This window comes from Metabacillus dongyingensis (assembly GCF_019933155.2).
Classification (GTDB): domain Bacteria; phylum Bacillota; class Bacilli; order Bacillales; family Bacillaceae; genus Bacillus_P; species Bacillus_P dongyingensis.
Window position 1 is genome coordinate 1 of sequence record NZ_OK052578.1, and the last position, 18,497, is coordinate 18,497.

At 38.8% G+C, this 18,497-nt stretch carries 13 protein-coding genes; 11 read left to right on the plus strand and 2 right to left on the minus strand.

Going from position 1 to position 18,497, the window contains the following annotated elements; genetic code table 11:
- Positions 1 to 4,236 (plus strand): GH92 family glycosyl hydrolase, encoded by a 4,236-nt coding sequence (locus tag K8L98_RS24885; protein ID WP_243551390.1) that lies wholly within the window; start codon positions 1 to 3, stop codon positions 4,234 to 4,236.
- A gap of 1,048 nt (positions 4,237 to 5,284) precedes the next feature.
- Complete coding sequence (locus K8L98_RS24890; RefSeq protein WP_243551392.1) at positions 5,285 to 6,457, plus strand: MFS transporter; 1,173 nt, start codon at positions 5,285 to 5,287, stop codon at positions 6,455 to 6,457.
- Between the two features lie 405 nt (positions 6,458 to 6,862).
- Here K8L98_RS24890 and K8L98_RS24895 read toward each other — a convergent pair whose 3' ends face one another.
- Both K8L98_RS24895 and K8L98_RS24900 read right to left on the minus strand, forming a co-directional pair.
- Positions 6,863 to 7,291 carry a hypothetical protein gene (locus K8L98_RS24895; RefSeq protein WP_243551394.1) on the minus strand — a complete coding sequence of 143 codons (429 nt, stop codon included), beginning with the start codon at positions 7,289 to 7,291 and terminating at the stop codon, positions 6,863 to 6,865.
- 389 nt (positions 7,292 to 7,680) lie between these two features.
- Entirely contained in the window at positions 7,681 to 8,193 is a 513-nt protein-coding gene (locus K8L98_RS24900; RefSeq protein WP_133312356.1) for a hypothetical protein, read from the minus strand.
- 1,325 nt (positions 8,194 to 9,518) lie between these two features.
- On the opposite strand from K8L98_RS24900, the gene K8L98_RS24905 reads away from it, so the two are divergent.
- From K8L98_RS24905 to K8L98_RS26630, 9 genes are all read left to right on the plus strand, one after another.
- On the plus strand, positions 9,519 to 12,968 hold the full coding sequence (locus K8L98_RS24905; RefSeq protein ID WP_243551396.1) for a S8 family serine peptidase: 3,450 nt from the start codon (positions 9,519 to 9,521) through the stop codon (positions 12,966 to 12,968).
- 356 nt (positions 12,969 to 13,324) lie between these two features.
- Complete coding sequence (locus tag K8L98_RS24910) at positions 13,325 to 14,236, plus strand: LysR family transcriptional regulator (RefSeq protein WP_243551398.1); 912 nt, start codon at positions 13,325 to 13,327, stop codon at positions 14,234 to 14,236.
- 66 nt (positions 14,237 to 14,302) lie between these two features.
- Positions 14,303 to 14,866: a TetR/AcrR family transcriptional regulator gene (locus tag K8L98_RS24915; protein WP_243551400.1), complete on the plus strand. Its 564-nt coding sequence runs from the start codon at positions 14,303 to 14,305 to the stop codon at positions 14,864 to 14,866.
- Between the two features lie 154 nt (positions 14,867 to 15,020).
- Positions 15,021 to 15,449: an organic hydroperoxide resistance protein gene (locus K8L98_RS24920; protein WP_243551402.1), complete on the plus strand. Its 429-nt coding sequence runs from the start codon at positions 15,021 to 15,023 to the stop codon at positions 15,447 to 15,449.
- 52 nt (positions 15,450 to 15,501) lie between these two features.
- Complete coding sequence (locus K8L98_RS24925) at positions 15,502 to 15,930, plus strand: organic hydroperoxide resistance protein (RefSeq protein ID WP_243551404.1); 429 nt, start codon at positions 15,502 to 15,504, stop codon at positions 15,928 to 15,930.
- A 52-nt stretch (positions 15,931 to 15,982) separates the two neighbouring features.
- On the plus strand, positions 15,983 to 16,411 hold the full coding sequence (locus tag K8L98_RS24930; RefSeq protein WP_243551406.1) for an organic hydroperoxide resistance protein: 429 nt from the start codon (positions 15,983 to 15,985) through the stop codon (positions 16,409 to 16,411).
- 52 nt (positions 16,412 to 16,463) lie between these two features.
- Positions 16,464 to 16,892 carry an organic hydroperoxide resistance protein gene (locus K8L98_RS24935; RefSeq protein ID WP_243551408.1) on the plus strand — a complete coding sequence of 143 codons (429 nt, stop codon included), beginning with the start codon at positions 16,464 to 16,466 and terminating at the stop codon, positions 16,890 to 16,892.
- A gap of 3 nt (positions 16,893 to 16,895) precedes the next feature.
- Positions 16,896 to 17,312 (plus strand): universal stress protein, encoded by a 417-nt coding sequence (locus K8L98_RS24940; RefSeq protein WP_243551410.1) that lies wholly within the window; start codon positions 16,896 to 16,898, stop codon positions 17,310 to 17,312.
- Positions 17,313 to 17,643: 331 nt separating this feature from the next.
- Positions 17,644 to 17,778 carry a hypothetical protein gene (locus K8L98_RS26630; RefSeq protein ID WP_275976777.1) on the plus strand — a complete coding sequence of 45 codons (135 nt, stop codon included), beginning with the start codon at positions 17,644 to 17,646 and terminating at the stop codon, positions 17,776 to 17,778.
- The last annotated feature ends 719 nt before the right edge of the window (positions 17,779 to 18,497 follow it).

Here is an 18,497-nt window from a genome sequence, read left to right on the forward strand (position 1 = left end):
TTGAACAGAAAAAACGTTAAGAAAGGTTTATATGTTCTGACCTGTTCGGCATTACTGGCAGGAATCTTATATAATCCGACTGCTCAAAAGGTTTCTGCCGAATCACAAACAAAAACTGCAACCGACTTCTTCACGTCATTTGAGGAAGAGAATCCACAGCCGACCTGGCAAAACCTGGTAGAAACCGATGCAAAAGGAAAAAAAATGTCCCTAGGTATTGATGGTAACATTCAATACGATGGCATTCAGGGTGATATTACACATAAAGTGGTGAAAGCAACCGCCAGCGCAAATAACCCGCCGAATGAAACGGATGAAAAATTAACGGACAGAGATGTGAACACGAAATGGCTAGCTTTTGAACCGACAGCATCAATCGAACTAAAGCTTTCTGAACCTGAGACTGTTGTAAAATATGCTTTAACTTCTGCTAATGATGCTGATGGCAGAGACCCAAAAGATTGGACACTTTCAGGCTCAAACGATGGTGAGAATTGGGTAAACCTGGATAAGAGAACGGATGAAGTCTTTAATAAGCGTTTTCAGCGAAACCTTTATGAATTCGAGAATGAAAATAAATACTCCTATTACCGGATTGATATTACTAAAAACGCTGGAGATGATATTACACAACTTGCAGAAATTGCCCTCTCCAACGGAATTGACGTACCACCACCACCTCCTGCAGACATGAAATCAGAAATAAGTGATGGCCCGGCAAGCTCATATACTGCTAAAACGAAAGCTGGATGGACAGGGACGAAAGCGTTCACCTATGCCGGTACTCATTTAACGGATCAAAGAGCATATTCCTACAACAAAGTGTACGATGTAAATCTTAAAATCACCCGCGATACTGAACTTTCATATTACATTCATCCGGAGTTTACAGACAGCGAACAGACGGATTATTCAAGCACATATGCATCGGTAGACCTTGTGTTTACAGATGGGACCTATCTTCACGATCTTGATGCGGTGGATCAGCATGGCATCAAGCTTAATCCACAAGATCAGGGGAAATCGAAAACACTGTATGTCAATCAGTGGAATTACAAAGAATCCCATATAGGTGAGGTAGCTGCAGGTAAAACGATTGACCGGATTCTCGTAGCTTATGATAATCCTAAAGGGCCTGCAGCCTTTAAGGGCACTGTCGATGATATAAATATTACTGGAAATCCAGTAAAGAAAAAGTACACTAGTCTTACGGATTATGTGGATATTTTGAGAGGAACTCAATCAAACAGTACTTTCTCAAGAGGAAACAATTTTCCTGCTGTAGCGGTGCCTCATGGATTTAACTTCTGGACTCCTGCAACAAATGCAGATTCCACAAGCTGGCTCTACAGCTATAATCAAAATAATAATGCGGATAACCTTCCGGAAATTCAGGCATTCTCTTTAAGCCATGAGCCAAGTCCATGGATGGGTGACCGCCAGACGTTCCAAGTGATGCCGTCTAATTCTACGGACGCAAAGCCTAGCGCGAATAAGAAAGCACGCGCATTAGCGTTTAAACATTCAAATGAAATCGCAAAGCCTCATTATTACAGCGTAAAATTCGAAAACGGCATTCGGACGGAAATTTCGCCGACCGATCATGCGGCCATGCAGCGTTTCACATTTACAGGTGATACCTCAAGCCTTATTTTTGACAATGTCAATAATAATGGCGGCTTAACGATCAATGCAGATACAGGGGAAATCACAGGCTATTCTGATGTGATAAGCGGCAGCCTTTCTGCAGGAGCCACCCGGATGTTCGTTTATTCTAAATTTGATAAACCGTTTATTGACAGCGGTAAGCTTTCTGGAGAAGGCAGAGATAATGTTACTGGGTTCATCCGCTTTGATACAAAAGGAAAAAGTGATAAGGCCGTCACGATGAAGATTGCAACTTCGCTAATTTCTGTGGAACAAGCTAAGAAAAACCTGGAACAGGAAATCAAGTCTTCAGACACGTTCGAAATAATAAAAGAAAAAGCGCAACAGAAATGGGAAGATAAATTAAAAATCATTGAAGTCGAAGGCGCAAGTGAAGATCAATTAGTCACTTTATACTCAAATATGTACCGTCTATTCTTGTATCCAAACTCAGGGTACGAAAACGTGGGTACAGCGAAAAACCCTGAATATAAGTATGCAAGCCCGTTTTCCCCAGCATCCGGACAAAACACACCAACAGAAACCGGAGCTAAAGTTGTAGACGGTAAAACGTATGTGAACAATGGTTTCTGGGATACGTACCGGACCACCTGGCCGGCCTACTCTCTATTAACTCCTACGAAGGCTGGGGAGATGATTGACGGATTCGTCCAGCAATACAGGGACGGAGGCTGGATTTCAAGATGGTCCTCCCCTGGTTATGCCAACCTTATGGTAGGAACTAGTTCAGATGTGGCATTTGCGGATGCTTATCTTAAAGGGGTCAAAAATTTTGATGTGAAAAGCTTCTACCAATCAGCTGTCCGAAACGCTGCAGTTGTAAGCCCAAGTCCAGGTACGGGTCGAAAAGGAATGGCTACATCCGTGTTTGATGGCTATACCAATACCTCTACAGGTGAAGGAATGTCTTGGGCTATGGATGGATATATCAACGATTATGCTATTGCAAATCTTGCAAAGGCACTTGATAAGCAAGCAGACAAAAAAGACCTATATTTATCTAATTATCAAGCTGATGCTAACTATTACCTCAGCCGAGCCCAGAACTATGTCAATATGTTCAATCCAGAAGTAGACTTCTTCATGGGAAGAAATGCATCAGGTGAGTGGCGATCAACGGCAGAAGAATTTGATGAGCGTGAATGGGGCGGGGATTACACAGAAACAAACGCCTGGAATATGGCCTTCCATGCACCTCAGGATGGGCAAGGACTTGCTAACCTTTATGGTGGTAAAAAAGGATTAAGCAGCAAGCTTGATGAGTTCTTCAATACGCCAGAAACAGGATTGTTTGCTGGTCACTATGGCGGTGTCATTCATGAAATGAGGGAAGCGAGAGATGTCCGTATGGGAATGTATGGACACAGCAACCAACCATCTCACCATATCATGTATATGTACAATTATACTGCAGAGCCTTGGAAGACACAGGAGAAGGTTCGTGAAGCATTGGACCGCCTATACATTGGAAGTGAAATCGGGCAGGGATATGCTGGTGATGAAGATAATGGCGAGATGTCCGCATGGCAGATCTTCAGTGCACTTGGTTTCTATCCGTTGAAGATGGGTAGCCCGGAATATGCCATAGGGGCACCTTTGTTCAAGAAAGCGACGATCCATTTAGAGAATGGGAAAAAAATCGTTATCAACGCACCAAAGAACAGCAAGGACAATAAATATGTCCAACGCTTAAAATTAAATGGCAAAAACCATACCAAAAATTACATTATGCACACTGACCTGTCTAATGGTGCAAGACTCGATTTTGACATGGGCTCCAAGCCTTCGAAGTGGGGCAGCGGAGAAAAAGACATACCAAACTCCATCACTCCTGGTAATACCGATGGATCATCCTTATCACCAAAACCATTGAAAGACCTGACGAAGCCAGAACCAGGAAGTGCAACAGATGGAGAAAACAATAGAGTAGATCCGTTATTCGACAATACCTCTCAAACGAGAATGACGTTTAACAGTCAAAACCCGTCTGTTCAATATCAATTTAAGGCAGGGAAGCAACAGGCCAAAATGTACACCTTTACTTCTGGAGCAAGCCTTACCAACGATGCTAATTCACAGGCAGCAGACCCAAAAAGCTGGGTGGTAAAAGGCTCGAATGATGGCAAGTCATGGACTGTCCTTGATGAAAGAAAAAATGAAAAGTTCGAATGGCGTCTCTATACCCGCGCCTTTACGATTAAGCATTCTGGAAAATTCGCTTTTTATAAGGTGGAAATTACTGAAAATGGCGGCCATTCAAGTACTTCATTGGCAGAACTAGAGTTTCTCGGAAAGGACCTTTCTTCCGATTTTGATATAATCCAAAAAGCGATGGATGATTTTGCAAAAACCGATGAATTGAAAGGGAAGCTGAAGGATCTTTTGGATAATGATTTAAAGCTTTCAAAACAGAGTTATACAGAAAAAGACGACAATCAAAAGAGTGTCAAATATTTGGATCATTTCCTAAAGCATTTGCACAGTAAGTCATCACAAAGCTACATTTCAAAAAATGCTAAAAAGAAATTAGATGCAGATGCACGTGCTTTAATGATTTCTTTGAGGTAATTAAGAATTAAGAATATCTTAATGACCATCCCATTTACTTAAGATGATTTTATGACCTCCATGCATGCAGTATTAACAGCCTAAACATTGGGGCTTTAATACTGTTGCTTGGAGGTTTTTATCTATATTCTAATCTCGTTCTACTTAACATTATTTTTGAAAACATTTAATATGTTGTTGTTATTTTTAATATATATGTAAATATATATTTCAACATATAAAATATTTGTTTTCTTATTTAAGTAATATATTAAGAGCTAAGACACAGGATTTTTAAAATCCATAACAACAGCCTATAATATAGGGGATTTGGCTATGCATATGATAAAAAAGTATTTAACCTAATCCAAGGAAAAACCTGTCCAAAATGAATTTGATTTTATTTTGGATACACTGCAAAGAGAAACACTTGCTGCATTAGTATCGAACCATACAGGTCTGATACTAGTAATGTTGAGGTGAAAAATGAAAATGTAAAGCAGTAAAATATAAATATTAAAGCCTTACAACATAGCATATAGGTGTACCCCGAAAGTAACTAGTTAGTTAAATATAAAATAGGAGTGGACGTTTTGTTAACTTGACACTTACCTATTAGTAAGTTATTATCCATTCATGGAAAACCGAAAAAAATCTTCGATTTAGCATTAAAGTTAATCCAACAAAGTATTCATTATCTTTGAGAAATAGGGGGATTTAGGGTTAGCTATTACAAAGTGTCTTTCTAAAAGCTTGGAGGGCTTTTTATTGACAATTAATAATTCGCCGGTATCGGCGGATTAGAAACTTAAGCAGTTCATTCAGCAACAGGCTGAACGGTTCAGGTGTAAAACCGGTTCTTAAAAACTCGTGAGAACCGGTTATTGCGAAAAACTTATCTACTAGTAAGTTAGAAAACTAATGATGGGTATAAGTTTAATGGGCGTTTTGAATGTTTACATTTTTGTTCCATTATCGACCATAATAAAAATTTTGTGTAAGTATTAATTGATTATAAAAAAATTTATTAAGGTAATTAATAAAATTATAGAAAGTAGGGATTACTGTAATGAAAAGGATGCTATTGGTTTCTCTTTTGATGTCGAGTGGGGCTACCTTTATTACTCCATTATTTCCTTTGTATAGTGAGACTTATCAACTAAACAGTTTGCAAATCACGATTTTGTTTGCCATTTATGCTGCTTTCCTGTTGCCGACTTTGCTTGTCACTGGAAACAAAGGTAGCACTTGGGGATTAAAAAGGGTTGTTCGCAGCAGCATATGGATCTCTATTATATCTACCTTGTGCTTCCTGGGAAGCATAGATGACTGGATGCTCTATGTCGCCAGGTTACTGGAAGGCATCGCTTACGGAGCCTTTACGGGTACAGCTGTTGCTTTTCTCATGAAGCAAACTCCTCCAAATAAAGTGAGCACAGCTCTCAAGTTATCAGGAGTCACGATCCTCGTTGGTTTTGGTCTGGGACCAGCTATCGCAGGATTAATCTTGCAATATTTACAGCTTCAGCCACTTCGATTGCCATTTTGGATTCTGCTCGCTCTGCTCATCATTTCGCTCATTATACTGGAAACAATACCAAAAGATGTTGTTTCCCTTGAGCAAATACGTGTAAAAACGAAGATAACACTTGGTGTACCTAGCAATATTCGTTCTCATTTTTGGTCAATGGTCGGATTGCCTATCTTCACTGTTTTCACAATACAAGGAATAGCGTTTTCCCTTATTCCTACTTTCGTCAAAAATGTCATTCACACGTCTAATCTCTCTGTTTCTGGATTGATCATTTTCGTGCTTCTCAGTGGAGCTGCTTTAGCACAGTTCATACCTTGGCCGAGTCATCCAGTTACACGTATCCGATTGGGCACCCTGCTTCTTGCGATCGGGTCATGGATTATTGTTTCTTCTGGTTTTACATCAAGTTTGCCATTACTCTGGACAGGAATTTTCATCCAGGCTATCGGCGGCGGATGGACTTTTCAAACTGCATTACGATTTGCCGGACAGTTACCGGAACCAGAAGCACGGCCACGAGTCATTTCGGCTTTTTATTTTTGCGCTTACTCTGGATTTATCGTTCCGGTTATTGGAGTCGGAGCGCTTACTCAATTTTTCAATTTGAACCTTTCGCTGATCGTGCTAAACTTGTTTGCGGCACTCATTGTTGTTTATGTGCTGATGTATTCCGTCAAATTTAATCGCGATTTTTCGGGAAGTGAGTGATTCGTCACTGGTGTGTCTAAAGCAACTTTATATGTGGAAATTAGAAAGAAACGTGCAAACAACCTAGAATAATTGTTGCACATAATGAATGACTCAACTATATTTTTACTATAATTAACTTCAAAAAAATCTATGCGAGAGCTGCTGAGGGCAGCTCTTTTTTATGTGTACTTAAACTATGGGGGCCCTTTAAAAAAGGTGCTTTTATTATAACGGGTTCTGTTTTGAAGTACAAACTTCTAATAAACAAACAAAATTGTAGAGTTATTTGCAGGAAAATAAACAATTAAATTTGTATTAAAAATGGTCAGTGGCTGATGTGCCCCTGACCATTTTTTTATGGCGATTACTTCAATTAAAGCCCCCTTTAATGGAATAACATTAATGCATAATTTCTGTAATCCTTTAATGGTACCTAAACCAAACAAACCAACCTTGCTTCTTACTTTTTGCTAAAAAAATTTGACCCTGACTTGAACTTGCTCCTTTAGAAAGTGGAAATTCTAAACGTACTAGCCAAGACTTATCAGCAATACGTTTACCGCAAAAATTTTTAGCCATACCGTAATAATTCTCTTCCTCTTCATTTCCCCCCACATTTAAAAAAGGAAGTGCCGATAAGACTTTCCACTGTGAATAGATATCAGGGTAAATTCCTACCTCATAAGTCTCAGGAATAAGTGTTTTTAACGCATTAACCACATCGTTCTTATCCTTAATTGATGTATCTTCTAACTTATCCAATTCTGGACATTCTTTTGGTTGAGCACTTACTGAAATAGATGCTGGATTTAAAAGTAGCAGTAATAAAGTAAAAACGACTGATTTCTTCATAATTCACCTCTTTACTAATATTTCACATTAGAAAAGAAGTTATTATTCAGCCGTAACAAACTTGAGGAGACCTTACTAAATAAAGAGGGTATGTTTTGTTCCGCAAACGCCCCCTTTAATGGAATAACCTAAAAGCAAATGCGATTGCATAAAGCGGTACTCCGACAATTAACATTCCAGCTAAAAGGTAACATATACTTTTGAAAATAAACTTAATGAAATCATAGATTGCACCAGACAAATCATCAATAAACTTGTTCACATTCACACCCACCAACTCTATTTTTTCATATGTCATATTGTTCAGCAATCCTTCCCTTTACTTCCATTCACCCTCAATTGCTGAATAAAAAAAGCCACCTAATTATGGGGACTTTTGCATTTCTTACTTAATACTCCATTGAATCGGCTGTTTTAACTACATCTTCAATCGTGTATTCCTTCTCAATTTTGTCCGATTTTATCAGCATAATTGAATAATATAAACCGTCTTTTTTCCATCGGATTTGTTTGGTATTTTTATTATCACTTTCAATTAATGCCTTAGTGCCGTTCTTTAATTTAACAGTCTTGAATTGTTTATCATCAGAAGACCAAGATGTATTTTTATTGTGATGAGTGGTGATATGAAGATTAACGCCAACTCCGTCACCATATATAAACTCCGTATGAACAATATCTCCCTTCGGATCTTCAGGAGGATCTCCTGCGTAGGTTAAAACAACATTTTTGGGTTTAAACGGCAATTCACTAGGAGCTCCTAATTTTTCTTGAACACTTTCAGAAAGCTGATCAGCAACTTCTTTTACTTTTGGGTATTCATCTTTTAATTGTTCAACAGCACCATTACCATTACACGCTGTTAGGAAAAGGATTAAAATTGTAGTAACAATTTTTTTCATTTAATGAAGACCTCCTTTTTCTATATTTTACCATACAAAACTGAACCTGCCAGATCAATTAACCTTATTCCATTATCTGGACCTTATGTAGAAGAATTTTTGAATCAGCTTATTCCGTTAAACTGCCCTTTAATTGAAGATTCTGTTCTCTGTATTTTATCATACATACTACCTTTATTTTCCTTTTTTATGTGCCTTAAATGTATAAGAAATTGCATCCCATAATTTGAGGAACAGAAAGTTCTGTCATCTGCATTTTAGGGTGCATTTTGTATTACAAATTATGAAGATTTATCGGCAAAAACGCCGTTAATTCAAGAAAAAAGGAGTGACAAAATCAATACGATTTGGCACCCCTTTTGATGTGTAATTTTTAGTTTTGTACTCGAAAACAGAACCCGTTACTTTTATTACAGCTTTTCGCATTTTCCAATCTTCAACAATCGGGCACAATCCCAATTTAGGGTGTCACAATGTCTTTCACACTTAATCCATTCGTGTTTCTACTATTATATAGTCGTAAGGCTTCTTCTCTATTCTTTCTTGGTTGTGAAGGACGACCCATGTGTTTACCTATCGATTTTGCTCTTTCTCTGCCTTCAGTTGTTCAACAATTCCTTATCATTTAGTTTTCATAATACAGATTATAAACAGCAAATATATTTTAATAGAGCAGTGAGAACTGCTCTTTTCGATTGTTGAAAGTCTGATGTCAGCTGCTGCTGTTGAATCACATAAGATGTTCCATTACAAATATAGTTGTTTAATAACGCTGTTAAGGGATAAGAAAAACAAATCGTTAGTAATAGTAAAAAGCTTATTTCTTATATGGACCGCTCATCCTTTATTATCCATTTATATTCTTGATTGATACGATCAAAAAAGTTGTATTGTTAACAATTCAGAATACTAATACTATTGTGTCTAGTAGTTTATAAATTTTAAAGGAGGGATTTTAATCAAGTTGTAAACTATTTAGTAGATTTAACAAATTTAATATTGAGAGGAGTTCACACCATCTTAGATCCTGGCTTTCTCTCTTCGGAATTTTGCTATTGGTTAATTGGAAGGAACAGGTTGAGTATGAGAATGAAAGATATCAGTATAGGCAGCGATGTTTTACAAATTAGGAATTGATTTATTCAGGAATATTTGAACTAAGAGGCAGTGTGTTTTCTATTAAAACAGATATTTGTAGACAAATAACTATCTAGTATTAAAAAATGCTGGCTGGCTAGTAAAAGAAGAAAGTGAATGGTTTTAATTTTCAGAATTTATAGTAATTTAAATGATGTGTTTATAACGTTTATAAAAGGAGGATTCAAATGAAAGGGTTAAAAAGGAGAAAACGGAATTTAGTAGCTTTTTTGATGATTTTTCTTTTACTAGGAACAATCTTTCCTCTAAAAGGCGGTGCGGTTCAAAACGGAGGATCGAATCCAACCCCAATGGAAGGAAAGGTGGATCCGAAGGTCATACAGGCCTTTGAAAAAAACAAGTACACGACTGTGATTGTAGAGTTGAAAAACCAAGCGGATGTTGGAAAAATCGCTAATCAAGCTCGGGAAGAGGCTAAGAAAGTGAAGGCTACCCGCTATCAAGAGAAACTCCGCGTCCGTTCAACTGTCGTGTCAGGACTACAAACGAACGCTGAACAAACACAGTATCATATCAAGAATTTTATCCGTCAAAAGAAAGCTGAAGGCAAACTGAAGGATGATCAATCTTACTACATCGTAAACGCGGTTTCATTTACATCCACAAAACAAGTTTTGCAGGAAATAGCAGCCTTTCCGGAAGTCAGCCATATTTACTTAAACGAACGGCACGCTTTGCCTAAACCGAAGGCATCTGAAGTCCAAAAAGTAACAAGTGAGCTACCTTGGAACCTGGAAAAAATTCAGGCAAAAAAAGCATGGGAAAATGGGTTGGATGGATCGGGCGTAGTGGTCGCAACGCTTGATACTGGGGTGGACGTAAACCACCCGTCGCTTAAGAAGCAATACCGAGGACTCAATGCGGATGGCACCTTTACACACACCTTCAATTGGCTGGACTTGGTTGGGGATAGTCCTGCTCCAATTGATTCACTTGGACATGGTACACATGTGACAGGGACAATGGTTGGCTATGACCCGGAAACAGGCACGCGTACCGGAGTAGCTCCGGGGGCACGCTGGATTGCAGTTAACGCATTTTCAGAAAACGGCGCGCTGGATACAGACTTGCTAAAAGCAGGAGAATGGCTTCTCGCCCCACTGGATGAAAAGGGAACTCCTCATCCAGAGATGGCACCGGACATTATTAATAACTCATGGAGTAGCAGTTCTACCTTGAATGACTGGTTTCGATCGGTTGTGAAGGCATGGACGGCTGCCGACATTACACCGGTTTTTGCCGCAGGAAACGACAGCAATTTGACGCCCGTCGGGCCAGGTTCTATAACCAATCCAGCTAATTATCCTGAAGCCATTGCAGTTGGCTCAACGGATTCAGCCAACCGAATCTCATGGTTTTCCTTAAGGGGGCCTTCTCCCTATGGCGGCAGTGAAATAAAGCCGGATTTGGTTGCACCAGGGGAAGATGTTCTTTCAACCCTCCCAAATAACGAATACGGGTTGTCAAATGGGACCTCCATGGCTGCACCACATGTGTCAGGCGCCATTGCCATCTTAAAGCAAATGCAGCCAAACATGCCGATCGACAAGCTTAAAGAAACCTTGTATGCCGGATTGATTCCGTTATCCGATTCAAACTATCCATCTTCCCCAAATGACGCCTATGGGAGAGGTATTCTTGACCTGACATGTATGGTTAAGAGCGGTTCTAACGGCGTCGGCAGTCTAGTAGGAAAAGTAGGTTATAAAGCTGTCGATAAAAAGAAACCAGCAGCAAGCCATGAGCCTTTTCCATATGCTTATGCTAATGCGCCTTTAAAACTCTCTGTACAAGCCTCTGACGATTTTGCAGTTTCCGCGGTGGAACTTCATTACCAAGTCGACAGAGCACGAGAGCAAACATCAAATGGCACACTTTTTAAAGGCAACTTTAAAAGCGGTTCCTATTCCAGTGAACTCCCTTTAGAACAAGTAAGGGGGAAAGAAATTACGTATTACTGGAAAATTACGGACTATGCAGGAAACAGTACGAAAACCGTCCCTGTTCGCCTACCCCTGAAGGAAGGGCTGTCGGTCGGGTATGCAACAGACTTTGAAACAGCGCCTGTAGGGTGGTACAGTACCGGTAGAAACAGTTCGTGGAATTGGGGAAAGGTCCTGACGCCCGTCCTGAAAGTGCCTTCTGGGACCAATGCGTACGCAACCGCGAACCCTGACTGGAGAAATACCGATGTGAACTGGAGTTATCACAATAACGAGGATTCCATGCTAACTATGCCTCCTATCCAAGTCAAGAAAGGAAAAGCGGTATTCCTTAACTTTAAACAGACCTTTGGCAAACCGACTTTATTCAAAGGGACGGATGATTACGGTCAAGTGCTCGTTTCTGAAGACATGAAGAACTGGCATGTGGCTAAAACAAACGAAGAGCATTTAGAGACAAAATGGGAAGCCATTTCTGTCGACTTGTCTTCCTTCTCAGGGAAAACGGCTTATGTAGCTTACCGTTTCCATTCGGACAGTGCGGTTACAAATTTAGGGTGGTACTTAGATGATGTTGCCATAGAAGCCAAGCCTTCCGGCGACGTATATCACCCCTCCCAATCAACGACTGCATTTGAACCACTAGGGGAGGCTGCAAGGCTGCAAGGCACCCACGAAAAACAAGTTCTTATCCCACTTAGCGCGCAAATACAGATTGTTGAAAATGGAAGGCTTTTACCGACCGATCCAACAGATGGCAGCTTCAGCATGAAGATGCCATCCGATGAATACCACCTGCTGGCCGAGGCCTATGGCTTTAAACAAAAGATTCAAACGGCGAGAGTAACGAAAGATGCATCGACCAATGTAAATATACAGTTATCCCCATTAGATAAAGGCGTCGTCAAAGGAACAGTCAAGAACAGCAAATCCAAAAAAACGATTAAGGGAGCAACGGTGAAACTCATTGAAGACTCCGCTGTCGCCCCGGTAAGAACAGGTGCAAACGGCAAATACTCGCTTAACCCTTTTATAGGAACATATACGCTTGAAGTGAGTGCCCCCTATTTTCATACCTACCGGGAACGGATTGAAATTAAGGGCAATTCCATCCGATCAATTGATGATATACACTTAAAGCCTTATATCGGTACAGAAGATGAAATCAGCTATGATGATGGCTCGGCTGAAAATGTCTTGTTGGTCTCTGGTGCGGACGAGGCCGCAGTAAAAATGTCATTGAAGGATGGACAGGAACAAGCATTGCTGACCGCCGGCCTGTTTTATATCGACCCACGCTGGCATAATCCGGGCGGGGAAAATTTTCAAGTTGATGTATATGATGCCACTGGACCTGAAGGAGGGCCTGGAAAGAAGTTAACGGAATCCATTGCTGCAAAATCGGATGTCGTTCCTGGCTGGGTCAGAGTAGATCTTAGCCCTTACTCCATTTACGTACCGAAGGAATATTTCCTTGTATTCAGCACCCAATATCCAGATCCATATGTGCCGACCCTTGGTTTTGATCTGAACAGCCCGTTCTCAGACCGCTTTTGGAAGCTTTACAAAGGCGAGTGGCTTAAAGTAGAGGAAGGGTCGGTGATTGGACCATTTGCAGCAGGTTTAGATGCAGCCAATCCGATGATTCGCTCCGTCGTTTCATATGAAAAATAAAAATCGATAAAGCAGGGAACATGGAGAGAAAAACGATTCACGTTCAAGTCAAATAGATTGTTGTACAGTTTGAAAATTTATTAAGTCAAAGGGAAAGTTATAGTTTGATTTGGGACAGTTCACATATTTAAGGATAGGTGAACTGTCTCTTTAATTAGAAATCAGATCGTTAGTTTTAGACTGTTTGAACTTTTCTATTATCTACTATCAAATGGAGTTCATAAACTTATTAAATCCTTGTTATGAAAAAAAGAATTTAATAGTAGTTTTGTAAAATATTTCGAATAGTATATTATATGTGTTTAACTTTAAAATGGATTTACAGATATCTAAGGGGCGTGTGGGGAATATTGGAATTGAGACAATTAGAACATTTTATGGCTCTTTGTGAAGAAATGCAATTTACAAAGACTGCTGAAAAACTAAGAATTGGGCAACCTACTTTAAGCTACCAAATGAAAGCATTAGAAGACGAACTTGGTGTTCGTTTATTTGATCGTTTAGGGAAGAAAATAGCAATTACAGAAGCTGGTAAAATTCTCCTTGAACACTGCAAAAAGGTATTCGCTAATTTAGAAAGTGCTAAAGAACAAATAGAAGAGCTTCAAAATGTCAAAAGAGGAAAACTAGTAATCGGAGCCTTGTCAGGAGATTTAAATCATATTGCATCCACTGTATTGTTGGAGTTTCATTCCATATATCCAGATGTACAAATACAGATTTTCTCTTTAGATGATGTGGTTGAAAAGGTTATACAGAATGAATTTAATTTAGCCTTGACGCTTATGCCAGGAAAAGATGAAAGGTTAACAAATATTTCATTATACGAAGAAGAATTTTTCTTAGTCGTACCAAGGGATCATGTTTGGTCAGATAGAAATGCCATAGATTTTAAAGAGATTCAGCACATACCCTTAATATTAAATCCTAAAGGTCACTGTTTTAGGCAATCACTTGATGCTGCGTGCAGTGCTGAAGGAATTCAAATCCAACCAATCATTGAATCAACTGATTCAAAGTCAATATTGAATTTAGTTAAGAAAGGGATAGGGGCTACTATTATATCCAGTACACTTTTTTCTCTGGAAAATGAAGGGGTATTGAAGGCAATAAAGATTAAAAATCCAGCTATTATTAGGGAAGTCACCATTGTGCACCATAAACAAAAATACATTGGGACAGCCGCAAAAGGTTTTATTGAATTATTGATTTCACATGTGAATAGAAGCAATGTGGGTGTCTTTAATGATTTATTAGGTATTAAATAATGAAATAATGTAATGCCTGTGAACTTTCAACTTGACACTTACCTATTAGTAAGTTAATATGTGGATATGGAAAACAGAAAAAAACAAATCATAGATTTAGCAATAAAGTTAGTACAACAAAAAGGGTATGTAGGATTTAGCTATGATGACATATCTAAACAACTAGGCGTGACCAAGGCAAGTATCCATTATCATTTTGAAAAAAAGGAGGATTTAGGGGTTGCCATTACCGAACGGATTACTAATAGATTGCAAAACTCTTTGTTGTCAATTAAAGATTCTTCGGTTTCAGCAGAAGAGAAGTTAAAACAATTCATTCAACAACAGGCTGAACGGTTCGAGTTTACTGAAATATGCCCGATTTCATCTTTGCAGACGGATTATGAATCTCTGCCATATATTGTTCAAAATAAAATTAAGGAAGTCAGTAAATTAGAAATCTCAATTCTCAAAGAAATTGTTGCAGAGGCACAGAATGAAAGAAGCATAAATGATTCTGAAGACCTTCAGTTTTTAGCTGTAACTATATTATCCAGCATTAAGGGTGCATTATTATATCGACGTGTTCTGGGTGAGGATGTATTAGTCGATGTACTAAACCAGTTAGACCGTTTCTTAAGAAAATCATAAGAACGGTTTATTTTATAAATAAAACTTACCTTCTAGTAAGTAAGCAGGTCGAACTTTTTTACGAGCCTTTTATTCAGCCTACCCGGTGAGCAAAAGCGGTCACCAGTATGGCTAGAGTATAAAATAATCCAATATTCAAAGGAGAGTTTCAAAAATGATTAAAATGGAAAAGAAATTGTACACGGCTACTGTAAACGTTCAAGGCGGAAGAGACGGCAAAGCGGTTTCCAGCGATGAGAATCTTAATGTGGACTTGAGATATCCCAAGGAATTAGGTGGTAACGGAGCTGGAACCAATCCGGAGCAACTGTTCGCTGCAGGATTTGCGGCATGCTTTGAGGGTGCGATGGGTACTGTTCTTAGAAAAAAGAATATTAAAACCGAAGGTATAACAATTGCTTCTCAAGTTACGCTCGGCAAGGATGCGGAAGGCGGCTATGTCCTGGCAATTACTATGGACATCACTATTAAAGGCGTAGAAACAAGCGTGGCTGAGGAAATCGTTGCGGAAGCTCATAAGGTTTGCCCTTATGCTAAAGCAACTCACGGCAATATCGAAGTAATATCGAACGTAGTTGGTTAATTAGCACAAAAAGAGTACAAAATAATCCAGTATAAAAAGGGGAGTTCAAAAAATGATTAAAATGGAAAAGAAATTGTACACAGCTACTGTAAACGTTCAAGGCGGAAGAGACGGCAAAGCGGTTTCCAGCGATGAGAAACTTAATGTGGACTTGAGATATCCCAAGGAATTAGGTGGTAACGGAGCTGGAACCAATCCGGAGCAACTGTTCGCTGCAGGATTTGCGGCATGCTTCGAAGGTGCGATGGGTACTGTTCTTAGAAAAAGGAATATTAAAACCGAAGGTATAACAATTGCTTCTCAAGTTACGCTCGGCAAGGATGCGGACGACGGCTATGTCCTGGCAATTACTATGGACATCACTATTAAAGGCGTAGAAACAAGCATGGCTAAGGAAATCGTTGAGGAAGCTCATAAGGTTTGCCCTTATGCCAAAGCAACTCACGGCAATATCGAAGTAATATCGAACGTAGTTGGTTAATTAGCACAAAAAGAGTACAAAATAATCCAGTATAAAAAGGGGAGTTCAAAAAATGATTAAAATGGAAAAGAAATTGTACACAGCTACTGTAAACGTTCAAGGCGGAAGAGATGGCAAAGCGGTTTCCAGCGATGAGAAACTTAATGTGGACTTGAGATATCCCAAGGAATTAGGTGGTAACGGAGCTGGAACCAATCCGGAGCAACTGTTCGCTGCAGGATTTGCGGCATGCTTTGAGGGTGCGATGGGTACTGTTCTTAGAAAAAAGAATATTAAAACCGAAGGTATAACAATTGCTTCTCAAGTTACGCTCGGCAAGGATGCGGACGACGGCTATGTCCTGGCAATTACTATGGACATCACTATTAAAGGCGTAGAAACAAGCGTGGCTGAGGAAATCGTTGCGGAAGCTCATAAGGTTTGCCCTTATGCCAAAGCAACTCACGGCAATATCGAAGTAATATCGAACGTAGTTGGTTAATTAGCACAAAAAGAGTACAAAATAATCCAGTATAAAAAGGGGAGTTCAAAAAATGATTAAAATGGAAAAGAAATTGTACACAGCTACTGTAAACGTTCAAGGCGGAAGAGATGGCAAAGCGGTTTCCAGCGATGAGAAACTTAATGTGGACTTGAGATATCCCAAGGAATTAGGTGGTAACGGAGCTGGAACCAATCCGGAGCAACTGTTCGCTGCAGGATTTGCGGCATGCTTCGAAGGTGCGATGGGTACTGTTCTTAGAAAAAAGAATATTAAAGCAGAAGGTATATCAATTGATTCTCATGTTACGCTCGGCAAGGATGCGGACGACGGCTATGTTCTGGCAATTACTATGGACATCACTATTAAAGGCGTAGAAACAAGCGTGGCTGAGGAAATCGTTGCGGAAGCTCATAAGGTTTGCCCTTATGCCAAAGCAACTCGCGGCAATATCGAAGTAATATCGAACGTTGTTGGTTAATCAGTGCACAGGATTTCTTGGTCATACCCCACATTTTTTTTATATTGTTTTATTATAACGGTAGTCAGGGGCAGAACGAACGAAACCCATCTGCCTCTTTATGGCGGAGTATACCCTGTAAGTGCAGCTGGCACTCAAATTATTCAGGAAGAAGCAGAAAGAGCTGAAGAAGTTGAGATAGCTAAAGGTGAAGTTATATTCAGAAAAGCTAAAGAAGAAATATCTCCTGATATTAAGGTTACTACAGCTCTTTTAGATGGTGACCCGGCAGCATCCATTTGCGGGTATTCAGAAAAGAACAACATTGACCTGATTGTTATGGGAAGCAGAGGACTTAGTGGCATAAAGAAATGGGTCTTAGGGAGTGTCAGCCAAAAAGTATTATCAGAGGCCACACAGGCAGTTCTTATCACTAAGTAAGCTAAAGAGTTCAAATGCTTGTATAGAAAAAAGGTTATTGTCTAAAAATAAGCTGATAAAAGACATCCTTTTTGATATTGATATTAATTTTAACAATAAATACAAAAACAACACATATATTAACATATATTTATATGTTAATATTAAATTATAACTCATCTTGATTTTTTTCTCACAAGAACGCTAGGCTTACCCTGAAAAGCTCTTAAAAGGGCTTTTTTCACGTTTTATTAGGGAAATCATACTCGAATATATATATTAATTTATATGTTTAAAAGAATGATAGATTGGGAATCATATATATAAGGAAGAATATAGAGGAGGTAAAACAATGTCAGAAAACAATTTAACGTTGTCTGAATTTGTTAATAAAGATCAATTTGAACTAAACGATTACCTTACATATTTGTTTCATCAATTTTATGGTAATGTTCAGGATCAGTCGGAAGATAAAATGGTAAAATAATAGAATGACCAATAAAGTAAACTTAAAGGGAAAAATAGTAAAGAAAATAGTATAAGCGACCTTGTTATTCTAATTAGAATTAACAAGGTCGCTTATTTTTGTTATAAACTTTTTTTAATCTGTTTAGCCGATAGAGCACTTGTTTCCGGTAATCACCAAAGTTTTAAGGGCATTGAAAAAGGAGTACCTTCCTATATGCCGAGAAAAATATTGTAATATGGTATTCATTTAATACCTTTATATATTTAATAAATGGGAGTTAATTGACCTTCTCAGTGTCATTCAACACCTTATTACAATTATTCTCCTATGTAATAAAGTTAGCCTGCATGAGGTATCGTAAGCTAGATAATTGATAAATGATAATATATATTTTATTATTTAAACATTCCTCGCAGTATATTTATCTGGCATGGCTGAAATATTGCAATTTGACATCTCGAATTGTACGTTTCGCGAATTTCTGATTCAGTATAAAGAAACGGATAACCGAATGAGTATGTTCTTGGGATTCCATGATAGGCAGGAGAAGATGTATTTTAAACAAATAATCAAAAACTAAGATAGAAAGGCAGTTCAAGCACCAGTGTCTATTGCGACGCTAGTTCTTGAAATCATAGAGAGAATAAGTTGAAAATCCATTCTCATGAGAAATTATGGTTTCTAATTAAGTCATATTACATTTCTTCTAAAATACAAAAGAAAAGCTGAAGATGCTT